This window comes from Umezawaea sp. (assembly GCF_057122925.1).
Genome location: NZ_DBNGPQ010000040.1, coordinates 1 through 19,498, shown reverse-complemented (window position 1 = coordinate 19,498; position 19,498 = coordinate 1). Strand labels below are relative to the sequence as shown.

Sequence of the window (19,498 nt, the reverse complement as noted above, 5' to 3'; positions counted from 1 at the left end):
TTCATGGGCAGTGTGGTGCGAGGGCGGGCCGTGCCGGGCCTCCGGGCGGACGCCCCGCCGACGCCCGTCGGGATCGACGGGATGGTGTTCGGCGGCGACTACAACCCCGAGCAGTGGCCCGAGCACGTGTGGCTGGAGGACGTCGAGCTGATGCGGCGGGCCGGGGTCAACCTGGTCAGCGTCGGCATCCACTCCTGGGCGCTGCTCGAACCCCGGCCCGGCGAGCACGACTTCGGCTGGCTCGACCGCCTGCTCGACCTGCTGAACGGCGCGGGGATCGGGGCGAACCTGGCGACCCCGACGGTCGCGCCACCCGCGTGGCTCTACCGCGCGCACCCCGACGTCCGGCCGGTCGACCACAACGGCGTCGTGCTCGAACTCGGCTCACGGGCGACGTTCTGCCCGAGCGCGCCCGCCTACCGGGCCGCGGCGCTGGGCATCACCACGGCACTGGCCGAGCGGTACGCCGAGCACCCCGCGCTGGCGATGTGGCACGTGCACAACGAGTACGGCGCCCCCGTGGGCTCCTGCTACTGCCCGGAGTCGGCCGCCGCGTTCCGCCGGTGGCTGCGGCGGCGGCACGGCGACCTCGCGACGCTGAACTCCGCGTGGGGCACCACCTTCTGGGGCCAGCGCTACGGCGAGTGGGAGGAGGTCGAGCCGCCGCGCACCAGCGGCACGACGGTGAACCCCGCGCAGCGGCTGGACTTCCTGCGCTTCTGCTCCGACGAGCTGCTGGACTGCTTCCGCGCCGAGCGCGACGTCCTGCACGAGCGGTCGCCCGGTGTCCCCGTCACCACCAACTTCATGACCACCAACTGCAAGTCCATCGACTACTGGCGCTGGGCGTCCGAGGTCGACGTGGTGGCCAACGACCACTACCTGACCGCCGAGGCCGACCGGAACCACGTCGACCTGGCGATGTCGGCCGACCTCACCCGCTCGGTGGCGGGCGGGCGGCCGTGGATGCTCATGGAGCACTCCACCAGCGCGGTGAACTGGCAGCCGCGCAACGTCGCCAAGCGGCCGGGGGAGATGGTGCGCAACAGCGTCACCCACGTCGCCAGGGGAGCCGACGCGGTGATGTTCTTCCAGTGGCGCGCTTCCCGCTTCGGCGCGGAGAAGTTCCACTCGGCCATGCTGCCCCACTCGGGCACCCGCAGCCGGGTGTGGCACGACGTCGTCCGGCTCGGCGGCCACCTCGCCGGGCTGGAGGAGCTGCGCGGCAGCCTGGTGCTCGCCGACGTGGCGGTGCTGTGGGACTGGGAGTCGTGGTGGGCGCTGGAACTCGACTGGCGGCCGTCGTCCGAACTGGACTACCGCGACCGCGTCGGCGCGTTCTACGAACTGCTCTGGGACGCCCACCTCACCGTCGACTTCGTCCGGCCGGGGACCGGTCTCGACGGCTACCCGCTCGTCGTCGTGCCCTCGCTGTACCTCACGACCCCGGCCGCCGCCGCGGTGCTGACCGAGTACGTGCGCGGCGGCGGAACCCTGGTGGTGTCGTACTTCTCCGGCATCGTCGACGCCAACGACACCGTCCACCCCGGCCCCTTTCCCGGCGCGCTGCGCGAGGTGCTCGGCGTGGAGGTGGAGGAGGTCCTGCCGCTGCGCGCGGGGGAGCGGGTGCTGCTCGACGGCGGAGCGCACGCCGACACGTGGGCGGAGGAGGTGCTGCTCACCGGCGCGGAGTCCGTCGTCCGGTACGTCGACGGACCGAGCGCGGGCGGTCCGGCCGTCACGCGCCACCGGTTCGGCGCCGGGATCGCCTGGTACGTCTCGACGAGGATGGACACCGCCGCGCTGGGCCCGGTCCTGCACGACGCGTGCGTGGACGCGGGGATCGACCCGCGCGTGGACCTGCCGGCCGACGTGGAGGTCGTCCGGCGCGCGGGCGCCGACGCCGAGTACCTGTTCGTCGTCAACCACAACGACCACGCGGTGCGCGTCGACGCCCGCGGCACGGAACTGCTCTCCGGGCGGACCTGCGGCCCGGACCTGCTCGTCGCACCCGGCGGTGTGGCCGTGGTGCGCGTGACCTGAGGTTCAGGAGGGACGACCATGAACTCACCACGACGACTGCTCGCCGTGGTCACGGCGCTGGTGTTGGCGACGGGCCTGTCACCCGCCACCGCGAGCGCCGCCGCGACCCCGACCAACGCGGGGTTCGAGGCCGACGGGGGCACGGCCACCCCCGCCGGGTGGACGACCGGCGGCACGCTCGGCGCGTCGTTCACCGAGGCCGGTGGCCGCTCGGGCTCCTACCGGCTGTCCCACTACTCTGCCTCGGCCTACGAGGTCGAGACCCGCCAGACCCTGACGGGCGTGTCGAACGGCTGGCACACGCTGCGGGTGTGGGTGCGCTCCGGCGGCACGTCCCACATCGCCCTGCGGGACTGCGGCGGCGCCGAGCAGCGCGCGTCCCTGCCGATCAGCGCGGGCGCGCTGTGGATCGACCTCGTGGTGTCCGCACAGGTCACCACCGGCCGCTGCACGATCGCCCTGGTGTCGAGGGGGAAGGCCGGGACGTGGGCGAACTTCGACGACGTCCGCTTCACCGCCGGGCGCGCGTCGCTCGCGATCCGCGGCGGCGACGTGTCGAGCCTGAAGAAGGGCGAGGACCACGGCGCCGTCTACCGCACCGCGTCGGGCGCGCGGCAGGACGCCCTGGCGATCCTGAAGGCCAACGGCGCCACCTACGTCCGGCTCAAGGTGTGGGTGAACCCGGCGGACGGCTACAACGACAGGGACGACGTGCTCGCGATGGCCAGGCGGGTCAAGGCGCTCGGCCTCGGGCTGCTGATCGACTTCCACTACTCCGACACCTGGGCCGACCCCGGCAAGCAGCACAAGCCCGCCGCGTGGGCGTCCTACGACGTCGCCGGGCTGTCGAAGGCCGTCTACGACCACACCTTCGACGTGCTGAACGCCTTGAAGGCGCAGGGGACGACGGCGGACATGGCGCAGGTCGGCAACGAGACCAACTCGGGGATGCTGTGGCCCGAGGGGTCGATCGACAACTGGGACCAGCTCGCCCGGCTGCTCACCAGCGGTGCCGGCGCGGTGAAGGCCGTGTCGCCGTCGACCAGGGTCGTGCTGCACGTCGCCAACGGCGCCCGCGGCGCGGACGTGCGGTGGTGGTTCGACAACGCCGTGTCCAGGGGCGTGCCGTTCGACGTCATCGCCCTGTCCTACTACGGCTACTGGCACGGCACGCTCGGCGAGCTCCAGCGGACGCTGTTCGACGTGACCGCCCGCTACGGCAGGGACGTGCTGGTGGCCGAGACCGCCTACCCGTTCACCATGGCCGACGCCGACTTCGAGCGGAACGCCTTCAGCGACCCGTCCCTGCTGGTCCCCGGCTACCCCGCCACCTCGGAGGGGCAGCTCGCGAACTTCCGCGACGTGCTCGCCGTCGTGCGGGCCGTGCCGAGGGGGCTCGGCGTCGTCTACTGGGAGCCGACCTGGACCGCCGTGCCCGGCAACGGCTGGGACCCCGACAACCCGAACTCCGGTGACGGGTGGGACAACCAGGCCCTGTTCGACTGGTCCGGCACGGCGCTGCCCGCGATCACGGCGTTCGCCGGGTGACCGGTGCCCGGCTCGGGACACCGCCGTCCCGAGCCGGGGTGCTAGGCCCGCAACCGCTCCGACACGGCCTCCACGTCGGCGGTGCGGCCCTGGACCTCGTACAGCGCCAGGGCCTTCGCCCACATCTCCCGCGCCAGGCCGTCCTCGCCCGTCACGGCGTGCACGTCGCCGAGGTGGTGCAGGACGGTGGCCTCCTCGGTGCTGTAGTCCAGCTCCCGGTACAGGGCCAGCGCCTCGTGGTAGTGCGCGACCGCGTCGGCCTGCCTGCCGTCGTGGTGGGCGATGTGGGCGAGGCTGTCCAGCGTGGCGGCCACGCCCTCCCGGTGCCCCAGTTCGCGGTTGAGCGCCATGCCCTCCGCGCAGAACTGCCGCGCCTCGGCGTACCGCCCGAGGCACGCGTAGCGCCAGCCGACCTCGTTGAGCGACTCGGCGACCCGCGTCCGGGAACCGGTCGCGCGGAACCCCTCCAGCGCGCTCAGCGAGTGGGCCAGCGCGCCCTCGAAGTCGCCCTCGAACTCCAGCGCCCACGCGTTCGCCCGGTGCGCGCTCGCGAGGGGGCCGGGGTCGTCGCCCTCCCGCAGGAGTTCCAGGCAGCGCCGCAGGTGCTCGTGCCCCTGCTCGGAGGCCGACACCTCGACGAGGTCCACCCCGAGGCACAGGTGCGCGGTGGCCTGCTTGGAGGCGTCGCCCATCCGCTCGGCCGAGGCGAGCCCCACCCGCCACGCCGCCACGTCGTCCGCCGAGCGCCCGCGCCGCAGGTGGTAGTTGTTCATCGTCCTGGCCAGCGTCCAGGCGTCCTCGTGCCACCCGTGCTCGGCGGCGAGCCGCTGCACCGCCAGCAGACCCTCGTGCTCGGTGTCGAACCACCGCATCGCCGCGGCGCCGTCCTCGAACGCCAGCGGGCGGCAGCCCTCGACCCGCTCCGCCTCGGGCAGGGGCTTGTGCGGCTCCAGCACCAGCGCCGCCGCCCGCGCGGTGCCGACGTGGAACCCGACCAGCCTGCGCAGCGCGGCCCCGCGCCCGGCCCGCGGGGCGAGGTCGGCGGCGTACAGGCCGACCAGGTCGTGCGTCCGGTAGCGGCCCGGCACGTGCTGCTGCACGAGGTGCGCGTTCTCCAGGTCCCGCAGCAGGAGCCGCGCCCGGCCGGTGGGCAGCCCCGTGAGCGCGGCGGTGGCGGGCAGACCGATGTCGGATGACGGCGAGAGGCCCAGCAGGGCGAACACCTCGGCCGCCTCGGGGCGCAGCGCGTCGACCGACCAGGAGAACACCGCCCGCAGGCTCGCGCCGATCTCACCCGCGTCCAGCGCGTCCAGCCGGTCGGAGCACTCGCGCAGCTCGTCGGCGAGCACCGCGAGCGGGAAGTCCGGGTCCAGCGCCGCGCGGGCCGCCACGATGCCCAGCGCCAGCGGGAGGCCGCCGCACCACCCGACCAGCGCGGACACCACGTCGGGCTCGGCGGCGACGCGGTCGGCCCCGAGCCTGGCCGTGAGGAAGGCGTGGGCCTCGCGGTCGCCGAGCACGTCCAGCGAGAGCGACCGGGCGCCGTGCGAGGTCAGCAGGCCCGGCAGGCGCAGGCGGCTGGTGACGACCACCGCGCACGTCGGGCTGCCCGGCAGCAGCGGGCGGACCTGCTCGGTGTCGCGGGCGTTGTCCAGGACCACGAGCAGCCGCTTGCCCGACACCAGGCCGCGGTACCGACCGGTCTGCGCGTCCAGGTCGGCCGGGACGGCCGCCGGGTCCTCGCCGAGCGCTTCGAGGAAGCCGCGCACGGCCACCGTCGGCGCCAGCGGTTCGCCGGACGGGTCGAACCCGCGCAGGTCGACGTAGAGCTGGCCGTCCGGGAAGTCGTCCGCGCGCCGGTGCGCCCACTGCACGGCCAGCGCGGTCTTGCCGATCCCGCCGGTGCCGCCGATCGCGGTGATCAGCACCGTGCCCGCCGGTTCGGCCGCGTCCAGCGCGGCCAGCTCGCCCTCCCGGCCGGTGAACCACCGCTGCCGCGCGGGCAGCTGCCGAGGCACCGCCCGCGTCTCGGCGGCGACGAGGGTCGGGTCCGCCTGGAGGATGCCCTGGTGCAGCTCGCGCAGCGGCGCTCCGGGGTCGGCCCCCAGCTCCTCGGCGAGGTGGCGCCGCACGTGCTCGTAGTGCCGCAGCGCCTCGGACGAGCCCCCGCTGCGGTGCAGGGCCAGCATCAGCCGCGCGGCGAGGCGCTCGTCGAGCGGGCGGTCGGCGGTCGCCGCGCGCAGGTCCGGCAGCACCGCCGCGTGCCGGCCGCAGCGCAGGGCCGCGTCGTAGCGGTCGAGTTCGGCCGCCTCGCGCTCGGCGTGCAGGGTGTCGCGCAGCGCGTCCAGCCACGGCGACTCCAGCCCGGCCAGCGCCTGGCCGCGCCACAGCGCGAGCGCGTCGTCCAGCAGGACCAGCGCGCGCTCGTCGTCGGAGGTGTCGCGCGCCTGCCGCACGAGCGACCGGAAGCGCAGCAGGTCGACGGTGTCCGGGTCGACCGCGAGCTGGTAGCCGCCGGGCTGCCGGTCGATGTCGACGTCCAGCAGGCGGCGCAGCTTCGACACGTAGCCGTAGAGCGTGTCCCGCGCCCGCTGCGGAGCCCGTTCGCCCCAGACGCGGTCGAGCAGCCGGTCGACCGGGACGGGTCGGCCCTCCTCCACGAGCAGGGCCACCAGCACGCAGCGCCGCCGGACGTGACCGACGTCGACGACCCGCCCGTCCAGGCGCACCTCGACATCACCGAGCAGACCGAACTCCAGCGGCAAGACCACGTACTCCCATCAGGCGATTCCAGGTTCATCCTAGGTTCGTTCCCGATCTTGGGACGAACGTGGTGGGCACGGTCCCGCCGACGGCGGAGCACCGTTCCCCACCGAGAGGCACACCGTGGAGTTCGTCCGCGAGAACGGCACGCGCTGCACCGGGCGGGTCGTCGCCCCGGTCAGGACCGGGGTCGACAACGGCGGACCGAACAGGGTGACCGTCCTGTCCGGCGGCGGTCGCTGAGTCCCGATCGTCGACCGTTCCGCGGCGCCGCTCACTGGGGGTGCGGCGCCGCGGAACGGTCGGGTTGACAATGGGGGAGCATTTTCACCGATCTAGAACTGTGGTTGACAACAGTGGATCCCGTGAGCGAGCATGGATCGCGAGCCAGTCGGGGCAGGTGGGTGTTGTGCCAGGTGGGGCGCGCGCCGGACGGGTCGTTGTGCCATTGGCCGACGGTCTTCCTGTTCAGTGGTGAACCATTCTCACTCGTGTCCGGAGGATCGGCATGTCCGTGACCACACCCTTCATGGGGAATCCCGTGGCGGGGCGATTCGGCGAATTCGGCGGCCTGTTCGTGCCGGAGCCGATCGTGCCCGCCTGCCTGGAGCTGGAGCGGGCGTTCACCGAGGCCTGGGCCGACCCGGCGTTCCGGGGTGAGCTGGACGGCTACCTCAGGCACTACGTGGGCAGGCCGTCGCCGGTCACCGAGTGCCGCAGGCTCTCCGAGGAACTCGGCATCCGGGTGCTGGCCAAGCGCGAAGACCTCAACCACACCGGCTCACACAAGATCAACAACGTGCTGGGCCAGGCGCTGCTGGCCAAGCGCACGGGCAAGACCAGGGTGATCGCCGAGACCGGCGCCGGGCAGCACGGCGTCGCGACCGCGACCGCGTGCGCCCTGTTCGGCCTGGAGTGCGTGGTCTACATGGGCGAGGTCGACGTGGAGCGCCAGCAGCTCAACGTCTTCCGGATGGAGCTGCTCGGCGCGGAGGTCCGGCCGGTCTCCTCGGGCAGCCGGACGCTCAAGGACGCCGTCAACGACGCCCTGCGCGACTGGGTGGCCTCCGTCGACACGACCTACTACTGCATGGGCTCGGTCCTCGGGCCGCACCCGTACCCGTGGATGGTGCGCGAGTTCCAGCGGGTCATCGGCGACGAGTCGCTCGCCCAGTGCCGGGAACTGCTCGACGGCGCCGACCCGACGCACGTGGTCGCCTGCGTCGGCGGCGGCTCCAACGCGGCCGGGATCTTCGCCGGGTTCGCCGACACCGGTGCCGCCCTGATCGGCGTGGAGGCCGCCGGTGGCGCGGCCGTCGGCGCGGGCCGCGTCGGCGTCGTGCACGGGGCCAGGAGCATGCTGCTCCAGGACGGCCCCGGTCAGGTCCTGGAGGCTCACTCGATCTCCGCGGGCCTGGACTACCCCGGCATCGGACCGGAGCACTCCCACCTCGCCGAGATCGGCCGCGCCACCTACCCGTCCGTCACCGACGACGAGGTGGTCGTCGCCGTGCGGGAGCTGAGCAGGCTCGAAGGCCTCATCCCCGCGCTGGAGTCCGCGCACGCGTTCGCCTACCTGCTGCGCGAGGCGGGCCGGGAGGTCCCGCTCGGCTCGACCGTGCTGGTCAACCTCTCCGGCCGGGGCGACAAGGACATGCACCAGGTCATCACCCTCCTCGGCAAGGGCGGCACGGCATGACGACGACGGCGTACCCCACCACGCTCGAAGCCCACCTGCGCGGAACCACCCGCAAGCTGCTGGTCCCCTACGTCACCGGGGGCGTGTCCGACGACTGGGTCGACCTCGTGCACGCCGCGGTCGACGCGGGCGCGGACGCCGTGGAGATCGGCATCCCGTTCAGCGACCCGGTGATCGACGGCCCGGTGATCCAGGCCGCGTCCGTCCGGTCGCTGGAGCGCGGCACGACGCCAGGGTCCGTGCTGCGCGACCTCGCCGCGTACCGGCGCGACGTGCCGCTGATCGCCATGACCTACTACAACCTCGTGCTCCAGCACGGGCAGCGCGAGTTCGCCCGGCTGCTGGTCGAGAGCGGGGTCGGTGGCGCCATCCTGCCGGACCTGCCGCTGGAGGAGTCGGTGTCGTGGGAGGCCGACGCCGCCGCGCACGGCGTGGCGGCGGTGCTGATCGCCGCGCCCAGCACACCGGCCGACCGGCTGGCGGAGCTGTGCGCGCGCAGCACGGGGTTCGTCTACGGCATGGGCGTGATGGGCGTGACGGGGGAGCGGGCGGCCCCGACGGACTCGGCCCGCGCCATGGCGCGGCGGCTCAAGGACGTCACGGACAAGCCGGTCCTGATCGGCGTCGGCGTGTCCACGGCGGAGAACGCCGAGAGGGTCGCGGGCGTGGCCGACGGCGTGATCATCGGGGCGCCGGTGATGCGCCGCGTGGCCGAGGGCGGCGGCCCGGCGGGCGTCGGCGAGCTGGTCGGCGGGTTCCGCGCGGCACTGGACCGGGCCCGCGGATGACGCGGGCCGTCCCGGCGGATACCGTCTCCCACGGTGATCCACGTGGGACGGACCAGGAGGACGGGCAGCATGGCGAACCCGCGGCGGGACACCGAGCACCAGCTCACGAAGGCCGTCGCCACGCCGAAGTACGTGATCATCGAACGCGACCTGCTGCGCCGGATCGGGCGAGCCGAGTTCCGCGCGGGTGGGCCGCTGCCGTCCCAGCGCGACCTGAGCAGCCAGTACGGCGTGAGCCTGATGACGCTGAGGCAGGCGTTGCAGGCCCTGGAAGCGCAGGGCGTCGTCGAGCAGATCCCCGGCAAGGGCACGTACGTGCGGATCAACCGGGTCCCCTACGTGGCGACGGGTCTGGGCAGCATCGTCGACGACCTGCGCGGCCAGGGCATCGCGATGGACACGACGCTGCTGCGCGCGGAGGTCGTCGAGGCCACCCCGCGGATCGCCGCCCGCCTCGGCCTCGCGGAGGGCGACCGCGTGCTGGAGGTCGAACGGCTGCGCCTGGTCGGCCCGAACCCCGTGGTGCACCAGACGTCCCGCGTGCCGGAGTCGCTCGGCTCGGCCCTGCTGGACGCGGACTTCCGCGTCGAGTCGCTGTACGGGCTGCTGGCCGAGCGCTGCGGCGCGGTGCCCGCGCGCGCCACCGAGACGATCACGCCGCAGTCGATGTCGCCGGAGGTGGCGGCCCTGCTGCACGTCGTGCCGGGTGCGGTCGGGTTGCGCAGCGACCGGTTGACGTTCGACGGGTACGGCGCGGCGCTCGTGCACGACGACGCGCTGCTCGTGAGCGACCGCATGGTGGTGACGATCGAGCGGGAGGCGACGGGTCCGAACGTCCGGTACGTCCTGGAGTAGCCGCTACGGCACCATCCACGACAGCACGGGCGTGGACTGGAGGTAGACCAGGGCGCACATCAGCGCCAGGAAGCCGATGCTCCACAGGAGGACCTTGCGGAACAGGTCCCCCTCCTTCCCGGACACGCCGACCGCCGCCGCCGCGATGGCGAGGTTCTGCGGGCTGATCATCTTGCCCAGCACGCCGCCGGACGAGTTGGCCGCCGCCATCAGCGTCGTGCTCAGCCCGGCCTGCTGCGCCGCGGCGACCTGGAGCGCGCCGAACAGCGAGTTCGACGACGTGTCCGAGCCGGTCACGGCCACCCCGATCCAGCCGAGGATCGGCGACAGCACCGCGAAGAACGCGCCCGCGCCCGCCATCCACGTGCCGAGCGTCGCCGTCTGGCCGCTCGCGTTCATCACGTACGCCAGCGCGAGCACGGCCATCACCGTGACGATCGCCGCCGCCAGCTGCCGGTAGGTCGCCAGGTAGGTGCTCCACGCCCGGCGCGCGCCGATGCCGATCAGCGGCATCGTGATGAGCCCGGCGATGATCAGCAGCGTTCCGCCGGAGGCGAGCCAGTCGACCTTGAACACCGGCAGGGTGGACGGTTTCCCGTTCGCCGTCAGCAGGTGCAGGCCGGGCCAGGAGAACGTCCGGGTGACGCCTGCGAGCGCGCTCTTGACGAAGGGGATCTGCGCGAGGGCGAACACGGCGATGATCACGCCGTACGGGGCGTACGCCCGGAACACCTCCGCGGGGGAGTCCCGCTCCGGCGCCGGTTCCGCCGACGACCCCGCGCCGCCGGGCGCGACCGCCTCGACGTAGGTGTCCACCGGCCGCCACACCCGCAGCAGCAGCACGGTCGCCGCGGCGCTCACCAGCGCGGCGACGATGTCGGTGAGCGGGACGCTGAAGTAGTTGGCGGTGGCGAACTGCGCGAGCGCGAACGTGACACCGCAGACGACCGTCGCGGGCAGCGTGCGCCGCACCCCGCGCGGCCCGTCGATGATCAGCACCAGCGCCATCGGCACGAACACGCCCAGCAGCGGCGTCTGCCTGCCGACCATCGACGCCAGGTCCTGCACCGGGAGCCCGGTGACCGTCGCCAGCGTCGTGATCGGCACGGCCAGCGCGCCGAACGCGACCGGCGCCGTGTTCGCGACGAGCGCGACGGTCGCCGCCTTCAACGGCCGGAAACCCAGCGCCACCAACATGACGCTGGTGATCGCGACCGGTGTGCCGAACCCGGCGAGCGCTTCGAGCAGCGCCCCGAAGCAGAACGCGATGATCACGCCCTGGATCCGCTGGTCGTCGCTGACGCGGGCGAACGACCGCCGCAGCACGTCGAAGTGCCCGGTGTGGACGGTCATGTTGTACACCCAGATCGCGTTGACCACGATCCACAGGATCGGGAAGAACCCGAACGCCGCGCCCTCCGACGCCGCGAGCAGCGCCTGGCCGACCGGCATGGGGTAGGCGACGACCGCGACCAGCAGGGCGATCAGCAGCGACAGCAGCGCCGCGAGCCACGCTCTCATCCGCACGACGCCCAGCAGCACGAACAACGTGACCAGCGGCAGTGCGGCGAACAGCGCCGTCAGGCCGAGCGAACCCGAGACGGCGTCGAGGACCGGCTGGTACACGTGCTCCTCCTCGGTGAGGGAACGCGCTTTCCCACGACGCTAGGGGCAGTGGCTCACCGTGGTCAACCGACCGCGTTCCGCGGCCGTCTCAACTGGAGCGCGCCGCCGGAGGCCGGAACGCCGCGGCCAGCGCCAGTCCGGACACGACGTGCAGCACGAGGAGGACCAGGTACACGACCGTGCGCTGCCCGAAGAACGCGAAGCCCTGCGCGGCCAGGCAGAGCGGACCCGCCGCCCAGCACAGCCACGCCCACCGGCCGCGTTCCTCCCACAGCCAGAACGCCGACACCGCGCTCGTCGTCAACCCCACGAGCGCCAGCACCGCGAGGGCCGCGAGGCTCACCAGGGACGTTCGCGACAGCTCCTCGTACCGGCCGTCCCGGTACGCGGCGTCCGCGTGCCGGGCCGCCGCGACGGCGGCCACCTGCGCGATCACCGACAGCGCGACGAGCACGCGCACCGCGACAGCCATCGAACCTCCCACCCGTGACCGCTCCTGCTCCCTCCACGCCGCACGGGTCCCGCGGGTTGCCCGCCCACCCGGTCCGGACGGTCGCGGTTCGGCGGCGCGGTGTCCTCGGGGGACAGGCGGTCCAGGTGGAGGTCGGGTCCACGGGCCGGGCCCCGGTCGTGCGTCGACCGACCCCGTGCTAGCCGCCGATCCGCCGGATGGTCGCGATGGGGCCGATCGCGTTGATCGGGCTCACCTTCACCGGCTCGCCCGCGGTCGGCGCGTGCACGGCCATGGTTCCGTCGACCACCATGGCGACGTGGCTCAGCGAGTCGTGGTACAGCACCAGGTCGCCCGCCCGGACCTGGTCACGCCGCACCGGCGTGCCGATCAGGGCCTGGGTGTAGGTGGTGCGGGGGACGGCCACGCCCGCCGACCGGAACGCCGTCATGACGAGACCCGAGCAGTCGTAGGTGTCCGGCCCGACCGCGCCCCAGACGTACGGCTTGCCGAGCTGGGTCAGCGCGAAGCGCACGGCGTCGCCCCCGGCGCTCCCGGCCGCCGGGACGTCGACGGCCGGACCGGTGCCGCTCAGCAGGGCCCGGTCGGCACCCGCCAGCTGGTCGAGGGCCCGACGCACCTCCGCCACCTCGCCGTCCAGCCGCTCCTGGCGCAGTTCCGCACCGCGCGCGGCCTCGGCCGCCTCGTCGGTGAGCCGCCGCGCGGTGCCGAGGGCGTCGTCGGCGGCCAGGCTGGCTTCCGCCGCGCTGGTGCGGGCCGCGTCCGCCTCGCCCCTGGCCACCGCGGCGTCGGTCGAGGCGGTGGCGGCAGCGGAGACGAGGTCACCGTGCCGCTCGGCGTACACGTCCATGATCATCGCGGCGTCGAGGAACTCCTCGGGCGAGTCGCTGCTGAAGATCGCCGCCAGACCGTTCAGCCGCAGCCCCTTGAAGGAGATCTCCACGATGTGGTCGATCTCGGCCCGCAGCCCGGCCTCCACGCGCTGCGCCCGGTCGGCCGCTTCGGTGGCGAGGGTGAGCGCCTGGGCGGCCTCGTCGGCGAGGACCCGCGACCGGTCCGCCGCGCCGGTCGCCTCGTCCAGCGCCACCCGCGTGTCGGCGAGGACCTGCCGGGCGGTCAGCACGTCCTCGCTGGCGCGCGCGGCGGACCGGCTCAACTCCTCGTAGCGGGCGGTGCCGGGGGCGGTGGGCTCCTGCGCGGCGGCCGTTCCCGGCGGACCGACCACGCCGATCAGCGCGGCGGTCAGGAACACCAGGACGAACGTGGACGCGGCGTGCTTCTTCACGGCGGGCTCCTCTTGCGACGGACGTGGTGACAGCCCGACGTTAGGCGCGGATCCGGGCGGCGGACGGGGTGCGGCGAGTGCTTGCGGATAACTTGAGGTTCCCCGGACGCCCACCAGGGGCGCTGGAGGAGCTGCCGCTCCCACGAGGACGGCCGTCGAGATCGGACCGCGGTGATCTCCGAGTCCTCGGTGGCGGTCCGCGCCGGAACGCGCACAATGGCGGGGATGAGCGAGCCCGCGAAGGTCCTGGTCGTCGAGGACGACCCCGAGATCAGCTACCTGATCGAGCTGGCGCTCGCGGACGCAGGCCTCGACGTGCGGTCCGTGGGCGACGGCGACCTAGCCCTGGTCGCCGCGCGGGACTGGCGGCCCGACGTGGTGCTGCTCGACCTGGGCCTGCCAGGTCCGGACGGGGTCGAGGTCTGCCGGAGGCTGCGGCGGTTCTCCAACTCCTACGTGCTCATGCTGACCTGCCGCGCCGAGGAGGAGGACAAGCTCATCGGGCTGTCCGTCGGGGCCGACGACTACCTGACGAAGCCGTTCTCGCCGCGGGAGCTGCTGGCCAGGGTCCAGGCCGTGCTCCGCCGCCCGCGCGACCTGGTGGGAGCCACCGCGGTGGAGCCGGGCCCGGTCGAGATCGACCTGGAGGCCAGGGAGGTCAGGGTGGCGGGTGAGGTCGTGGTGCTGACGAGGATCGAGTTCGACCTGCTGGCCGCGCTGATGGAGAACGCGCGCCAGGTGCACACGCGCGAGCAGCTCCGGGAACGCGTGTGGGGCGGCTCGTGGCTGGCCGACGACCACGCCGTCGACGTCCACATGTCCAACCTGAGGCGCAAGCTCAGCGCGACCGGCGAGGCCGGGATGATCACCACCGTGCGCGGGGTCGGCTACCGGTACGTGGCCGAGGTCGGGCCGTGAGGGCGCTCGTGGTCGACGACGGGGACACCGGCCGGGACGCACGGCGTGCCGATGAGGTGCCCGGACGGCGCCGCGACCGGGTGGCCCGCGCGGCTTCGGAGTTCCGGTACCCGACCTGCCCGTCCGTGGTGGCGGACCACCGATGAGCATCGATTCGGCACTCGTTGACGACACCACATTCGCGAATCACCCGATCGAGTGTATTTGTGGTTTTGGGGCTCCTGTGGGTGAATTACAAGTTTAGAACGGCGGATACCGGTCTTCCGGTGGCCTTTTGTCGAAGGTGGGAGCCTCCCCATCGGAAAGTCGACGGTGAGCGTTACCGGATCAGCCCGTGTGAGAACTCTTTTTCTCCTCTGGTTTTCCGCTGCTCGCTTTCATGATTCATTCGTGATCGAGTCCGGTCTGGTTGTTCCGCGTACAGTTCGAATGCACGGTGCACGCTTCGCCTTGTTCCCCGTGATCACATTCTTGACAAAAGTGGGAAGGCCATTGGATGAACGGCGATCCAGTTCGGACCGGACGATTCGACCGCAGGCGGTGGAGCGTCGCGGGCGGGCTCGTCACCGCGGCGAGCACCCTCGTGGTGGTGGGGCTGCTGGCGGGCCAGACGACCGCGTCAGCCGCGGAGGCGCCCGTGCCGCTCGGCACCGCGGCGAGCTACTCGGTGCTGGGGGGTGTGACGGTCACCAACACCGGCGACACGATCCTCGGCGGTGACCTCGGCGTCAGTCCCGGCACGGCCATCACCGGCTTCCCGCCGGGGCTCGTGGGCGGGGCGACGAACGCGGGCAACGCGGTGGCCGCACAGGCGCAGTCCGACCTGGTGATCGCCTACGACGACGCCGCGGGCCGGGCGCCGACCGCGAGCGTCTCGGACGACCTGGTGGGGCAGGTGCTGCCGGGCGGGGTCTACAAGTCGACCGGCCCGCTGTCGCTGAGCGGGACCCTGACGCTCGACGGCCAGAACGACCCGAGCTCGGTCTTCATCTTCCAGATCGCCTCCACCCTGATCACCGCGTCGGCCAGCAGCATCGACCTGGTCAACGGCGCCCAGCCGTGCAACGTCTACTGGCAGGTCGGCAGCTCCGCGACCCTCGGCACCAACTCGTCGTTCATCGGGAGCGTCCTCGCGCTGACCTCGATCACCGTGAACACGGGCGCGGTCGTCGAAGGGCGGGCGCTGGCGCGCAACGGGCAGGTCTCGTTGGACGACAACGTGTTCACGGTGCCGGGGTGCGACCTGACGCCGATCACGACCACCACGACCGACGTGACGACGACGACCACCGACGACACCACGACCACCGCGGAACCGACGACGACCACCACGGACACGACCACGACCACGGACGAGACGACCACCACGACCGACACGTCCACCACTGACACGTCCACGACCGAGCCGACCACCACCACGACCGAGCCGACGACCACGACGACGGAGCCGACGACCACGACGACGGACACGTCGACGACGGACGAGACCACGACGACCACGGGTGGGACCACCACCACGACCGAGGAAACGACGACGACCACGGACACGTCGACGACGGACACCACGACCACGGACACGTCGACGACGGACACCACGACCACCACCCGACCCACGACCGACTCGACCACCACCGACTCGACCACGACGACGGACGGGAAGACCACGGACGGGACGACGACCACCACGACGCCCTCCACCACGGAGGAGTCCACGACCACGACGACGCCGACCACGACCGGCTCGACGACCTCGGGCACCACGGCCGCGCTGGAGGCGACGACCGGGTCCTCGACCACCTCGTGGACCGCGTCGGGCACCTCCACGACCGACAGCGCCCTCGCGGGCCGAAAGGGCGCCGGTTCGGGTGAGCGGGTGTGGACCGACGATTCGGAATCGGGCTACTACTCGTCCGGCCTTGCCAGCACCGGGGTGAGCAGCGGACTGGGGTCCGCGCTCGCGATCGGCGTGCTGCTCCTCCTCGGCGGCGCTCTCCTCCTGGTCACCCTCCGCTCGCGAAAGTCGCGGAAAATGTGAGTGACGCGGTCCGGAGGCCACGCTGATAAATGTGCGAGAACAACGGGATCCGGTCGTCGCGTCGCGACGAGGCATCCGCTCCTTCATCATCGTTCGGTCGAAGGAGGTGCGTGATGCGCGAATTCACCGGGGAGTTCGTCGGAGCGGCGGTGCCACCGGCACCGCCGTCGGCGATCGGCGCGGCGCGGCCACCGGGTGCGACGACTACCCCGCGTGCCTGACCGCCCTGCCGCGGGCCGCGGCCGTCCCGGTGCGCCGCCCCGGCACCGGGGCGGCGCACCGGTGCCTCATCCCGTGGACCGCATGACCACCAGGTCACCGTGGCCGCCGTAGCCCAGGACGGACTCGGCGTACTGGGTGCCGTCGAACGTGATCATCACCCAGTCGCGGCCCACGGGCAGCAGGACCGGGTGCGGGATGTTGGTGCCGTAGGGCGCGTCGAGCGTGCCGAGCTTGCGCATCGCCAGGTCGTACACCGGGTACTCGCGGGCGTCGCCGTCGCTGGCGAACACGTACCACTGGCGGCCCACCCGCTGGATGATCGTGCCCTCGGTCTGGTCGACGGTCGTGTCCGCGCCGACCAGGCTCAGCGAGTCGGCGTAGTCGGCGCCCGGCGGGCCCACCGCCAGGGCCGGGTGGAAGATGAACGACGGCTGCTGGGCCTCGCTCTCCACGAACGCGAGCCGCCACCGGCCGTCGACGCGGGTCAGCGCGGGGTCCCACGAGCTGACGGACGTCGGCAGCGCCAGGCGTTCGGTGGACAGGACGTGGACGCCGGACAGGACGTTCGCGGTCGTGGTCGTGTGGCGGACGTGCACGCCGCGGAAGTCGAAGTCGCCCCAGGAACTCATGAGCAGGATGAACCGGCGGGTGCGGTCGTCGTAGACGATCTGGCCCGCGTGGTCGCCCACCACCACGCCGTCTCGGGCGAAGAACAGCACCGCGACCTGCTCCAGCTTGGACGGGTCGGCCAGGTCGAGCGTCCACACCGCCCAGTGCGCCTGCTGGAAGAAGCCCAGCCCGGCGTTGGTCATCGTCAGGTAGAGCTTGCCGTCGCGGATGTACGGCTTGCCGTCGGCGTGCTGCACGACGTGCGGGTCCCGCACCCCGGCCTGGCCGTAGTAGCCCGCCCGCACCCGGCCGAGGCGGACCGAGCCGGTGCCGCGACCGCCGTAGGAGTAGTCGAGCTTGCCGAGCACGGCGGGCACGCGCAGGTCGACCAGCGCGCGGACGCGGTCGCGCTCCGTCACGACCGGCTGCCACGCGGTGCCCGTGCCGGTGGTGTCCACCAGGACGGTCACCGCGTTCTCGTTGACCACCACGGCCATCCGGAACGCGCCGGACACCCGCACCTCGGCCGTCTTCACCACCGTGGTCGTGCCGCCCGCCGTGACCTCGATGGTCGCGCGCCCGGCCGACGGGTCCACCGTGCCCAGCACGGACGTGCCGCCGCCCGCCAGACCGGCGACCACGGCACCGGGACCGTCGACGCCCTGCACCTCCACCAGCACCGACCCGAACGGGGCCCTCGGCCGCACACCGGTGGAGATCAGGGTGCCCAGGGTGGTCAGGGCGCCGATCGCGCTGTCGTACTGGGTGAACCTCGGTGCGATGAGGTCGAACGGCCGGAACTTGTGGGTGACCTCGAAGTGCAGGTCGAACGGGGTCGCGCCCGGTTGCGCCGCCGCCGTCGCGGTGCCGAGCAGGCCGGGCAGCACTGCCGCGCAGCCCACCGCCCCCACTCCGCGCAGCAGGCTGCGGCGATCGATTCCGCCCTCCATACGTGTGCCTCCCTCGTTCCGATCACCGGTGACCGGTCCACGAGATGTACCCGGAGACGGTCGTCGGGCACCAGGGATTGATCGGAAGTGGCGTTCGATCGGCTCCCGAACGATCAGTTCCGATCAGGAACGACCTATCCTGTGGCCGTGTTCGCCGCCGAACGTCGCCAGGTGATCCTCGAACTGGTCCGCACCAACGGGGCCGTGTCGCTGCGCGAGCTGGCCAGGATCGTCGGGGCCAGCGAGGTCACCGTCCGCCGCGACCTGCGGTTCCTCGACACCGAGGGGCTGCTGGTGCGCGGGCGCGGCGGCGCGGTCGCCACCGACGGCCCCGCCTACGAGCCCAGCCACTCGGAGAAGGCGGGCGTGGCGGGCGCGGCCAAGGCGGCCATCGCCGACCTCGCCGCCGACCTGGTGTCGCCGGGTGACGCGATCGTCGTCGGAGCGGGCACCACGACCCAGGCCCTGGCCCGCCGCCTCGCCAGGGTGCCCCGGCTGACCGTCGTGACCAACTCCCTGCTGGTCGCCCAAGCCCTCGCGCGGAGCACCGGCGTCGAGGTGATCCTGCCCGGCGGGGTCCTGAGGGGAGCGATCTTCGCGCTGGTCGGCAGCACCGCCGAGCAGGGGATCAGCGGGCTGCGCGTGCAGCGCGCGTTCCTGTCCGGCAACGGTCTGTCCGCGAGCCACGGCCTGTCCACGCCGAACACCGCGGTCGCCGGGGTCGACCGGGCCATGGCGGCCATCGCCGACGACGTGGCGGTCCTGGCCGACCACACGAAGATCGGCGTCGACACGATGGTCCAGACCGTCGCGCCGGACCGCATCGCGCACGTGGTCACCGACACCGGGGCCCCGGCGGCCGAACTCGACCGGCTGCGCGCGGCCGGGGTCGCAGTCCACGTCGCCGAGCCATCCGGGTGACGCGCCCCTCGGCACCTTCATCCACCGGGCCCTGATCCACTACCGTTCGTCCTCGCCCGCACAGGGCGGGGGCCTCGGGGGAGGCACTTCCGGGGTGGACACTTTGGGGGGAACCATGAAGTTCGCTGTTCTGGTGGCCGCTGTGGCCGTGGCCGTCGTCGGCACGGCGGCACCTGCCGCCGCCGAGCCCGACCAGGTGACCACCAGGTCGTTCTCGGTCGGGTCGACCCAGGCGCCGGTCGGTGGCGACGTGAGGATCAGGGGCGTCTACCGCAGCGCCCAGCAGGCGGAGTTCCTGTGCGAGACGGACTTCGGTGACGACCAGGTGGCCACCGGGCCGTGCGACACCCTCCTGCACCCGTACGCCGAGCCCGGCACGTACCGGATCACCCAGACCGCCCGCACGACCACGGGCCTGGAGGTGGTGTCGACGGGGTCGATCGTCGTCGTCCCGTCGGTCGGACCGCTGACGGTCACCGCGACCGCGTCGCTGAGCGGCCCGCGCACCGTCGTGGTGCACACCACCTTCACCAACGGCTACGACGTGACGAGGCTGCGCGTCGACTGGGACGACACCTCCTACACCACCGGCCCGGCCGACTCCATGCAGGACATCGACTACACCTACGCCGAGCCCGGCACGTACGCGATCAGGGTCCGCGCCACCGACTCGTCCGGAGCGCTCGCGTACACGACCACCACGGTCGAGATCTCCTGACCGGTCCCGTGGTGAGCGGCGCCCGACGGCGCCGCTCACCACCGGG

At 72.8% G+C, this 19,498-nt stretch carries 14 protein-coding genes; 9 read left to right on the top strand and 5 right to left on the bottom strand.

Annotated features, from left to right (window positions below):
* Positions 1-3: 3 nt before the first annotated feature.
* On the top strand, positions 4-2,043 hold the full coding sequence (locus AC156L_RS06770) for a beta-galactosidase (RefSeq protein ID WP_330877592.1): 2,040 nt from the start codon (positions 4-6) through the stop codon (positions 2,041-2,043).
* Positions 2,044-2,061: 18 nt separating this feature from the next.
* Positions 2,062-3,591, top strand: a complete 1,530-nt coding sequence (locus tag AC156L_RS06765) for a glycoside hydrolase family 53 protein (protein ID WP_330877591.1) — start codon at positions 2,062-2,064, stop codon at positions 3,589-3,591.
* A gap of 41 nt (positions 3,592-3,632) precedes the next feature.
* Here AC156L_RS06765 and AC156L_RS06760 read toward each other — a convergent pair whose 3' ends face one another.
* Positions 3,633-6,362, bottom strand: a complete 2,730-nt coding sequence (locus AC156L_RS06760) for an AfsR/SARP family transcriptional regulator (RefSeq protein ID WP_330877590.1) — start codon at positions 6,360-6,362, stop codon at positions 3,633-3,635.
* 521 nt (positions 6,363-6,883) lie between these two features.
* On the opposite strand from AC156L_RS06760, the gene trpB reads away from it, so the two are divergent.
* The 3 genes from trpB to AC156L_RS06745 are packed head-to-tail and all read left to right on the top strand — an operon-like array spanning position 6,884 to position 9,696.
* The gene (gene trpB / locus AC156L_RS06755; protein WP_330877611.1) at positions 6,884-8,053 is read left to right on the top strand and encodes a tryptophan synthase subunit beta; all 1,170 of its coding nucleotides are present in this window, start codon (positions 6,884-6,886) and stop codon (positions 8,051-8,053) included.
* Positions 8,050-8,841: a tryptophan synthase subunit alpha gene (trpA, locus tag AC156L_RS06750; RefSeq protein ID WP_330877589.1), complete on the top strand. Its 792-nt coding sequence runs from the start codon at positions 8,050-8,052 to the stop codon at positions 8,839-8,841. Before trpB ends, trpA begins: the two co-directional genes overlap by 4 nt.
* A gap of 33 nt (positions 8,842-8,874) precedes the next feature.
* Positions 8,875-9,696: a GntR family transcriptional regulator gene (locus AC156L_RS06745; protein ID WP_330877588.1), complete on the top strand. Its 822-nt coding sequence runs from the start codon at positions 8,875-8,877 to the stop codon at positions 9,694-9,696.
* A gap of 3 nt (positions 9,697-9,699) precedes the next feature.
* Here the strand turns inward: AC156L_RS06745 and AC156L_RS06740 are convergent, their stop codons facing one another.
* The 3 genes from AC156L_RS06740 to AC156L_RS06730 form a co-directional block, all read right to left on the bottom strand.
* Positions 9,700-11,322 (bottom strand): L-lactate permease, encoded by a 1,623-nt coding sequence (locus AC156L_RS06740; RefSeq protein WP_330877587.1) that lies wholly within the window; start codon positions 11,320-11,322, stop codon positions 9,700-9,702.
* A gap of 88 nt (positions 11,323-11,410) precedes the next feature.
* Complete coding sequence (locus tag AC156L_RS06735; RefSeq protein ID WP_330877586.1) at positions 11,411-11,794, bottom strand: hypothetical protein; 384 nt, start codon at positions 11,792-11,794, stop codon at positions 11,411-11,413.
* A 178-nt stretch (positions 11,795-11,972) separates the two neighbouring features.
* Entirely contained in the window at positions 11,973-13,079 is a 1,107-nt protein-coding gene (locus AC156L_RS06730; protein ID WP_330877585.1) for a C40 family peptidase, read from the bottom strand.
* Positions 13,080-13,304: 225 nt separating this feature from the next.
* On the opposite strand from AC156L_RS06730, the gene AC156L_RS06725 reads away from it, so the two are divergent.
* On the top strand, positions 13,305-13,997 hold the full coding sequence (locus AC156L_RS06725) for a response regulator transcription factor (RefSeq protein ID WP_330877584.1): 693 nt from the start codon (positions 13,305-13,307) through the stop codon (positions 13,995-13,997).
* A gap of 496 nt (positions 13,998-14,493) precedes the next feature.
* Positions 14,494-16,032 carry an ice-binding family protein gene (locus tag AC156L_RS06720; protein ID WP_330877583.1) on the top strand — a complete coding sequence of 513 codons (1,539 nt, stop codon included), beginning with the start codon at positions 14,494-14,496 and terminating at the stop codon, positions 16,030-16,032.
* 287 nt (positions 16,033-16,319) lie between these two features.
* Here AC156L_RS06720 and AC156L_RS06715 read toward each other — a convergent pair whose 3' ends face one another.
* Complete coding sequence (locus AC156L_RS06715) at positions 16,320-17,813, bottom strand: hypothetical protein (RefSeq protein ID WP_330877582.1); 1,494 nt, start codon at positions 17,811-17,813, stop codon at positions 16,320-16,322.
* A 147-nt stretch (positions 17,814-17,960) separates the two neighbouring features.
* Here AC156L_RS06715 and AC156L_RS06710 point away from each other — a divergent pair, with 147 nt between their 5' ends.
* Positions 17,961-18,734: a DeoR/GlpR family DNA-binding transcription regulator gene (locus tag AC156L_RS06710; RefSeq protein ID WP_330877581.1), complete on the top strand. Its 774-nt coding sequence runs from the start codon at positions 17,961-17,963 to the stop codon at positions 18,732-18,734.
* A 115-nt stretch (positions 18,735-18,849) separates the two neighbouring features.
* On the top strand, positions 18,850-19,452 hold the full coding sequence (locus AC156L_RS06705; protein WP_330877580.1) for a hypothetical protein: 603 nt from the start codon (positions 18,850-18,852) through the stop codon (positions 19,450-19,452).
* Positions 19,453-19,498 lie beyond the last annotated feature (46 nt).

Coding starts and splice junctions, on each gene's coding strand:
- AC156L_RS06720 (WP_330877583.1), top strand. CDS start 14,494: ATGAACGGCGATCCAGTTCGGACCGGACGATTCGACCGCAGGCGGTGG.
- AC156L_RS06725 (WP_330877584.1), top strand. CDS start 13,305: ATGAGCGAGCCCGCGAAGGTCCTGGTCGTCGAGGACGACCCCGAGATC.
- AC156L_RS06765 (WP_330877591.1), top strand. CDS start 2,062: ATGAACTCACCACGACGACTGCTCGCCGTGGTCACGGCGCTGGTGTTG.
- AC156L_RS06715 (WP_330877582.1), bottom strand. CDS start 17,813: ATGGAGGGCGGAATCGATCGCCGCAGCCTGCTGCGCGGAGTGGGGGCG.
- trpA (WP_330877589.1), top strand. CDS start 8,050: ATGACGACGACGGCGTACCCCACCACGCTCGAAGCCCACCTGCGCGGA.
- AC156L_RS06770 (WP_330877592.1), top strand. CDS start 4: ATGGGCAGTGTGGTGCGAGGGCGGGCCGTGCCGGGCCTCCGGGCGGAC.
- AC156L_RS06705 (WP_330877580.1), top strand. CDS start 18,850: ATGAAGTTCGCTGTTCTGGTGGCCGCTGTGGCCGTGGCCGTCGTCGGC.
- trpB (WP_330877611.1), top strand. CDS start 6,884: ATGGGGAATCCCGTGGCGGGGCGATTCGGCGAATTCGGCGGCCTGTTC.
- AC156L_RS06735 (WP_330877586.1), bottom strand. CDS start 11,794: ATGGCTGTCGCGGTGCGCGTGCTCGTCGCGCTGTCGGTGATCGCGCAG.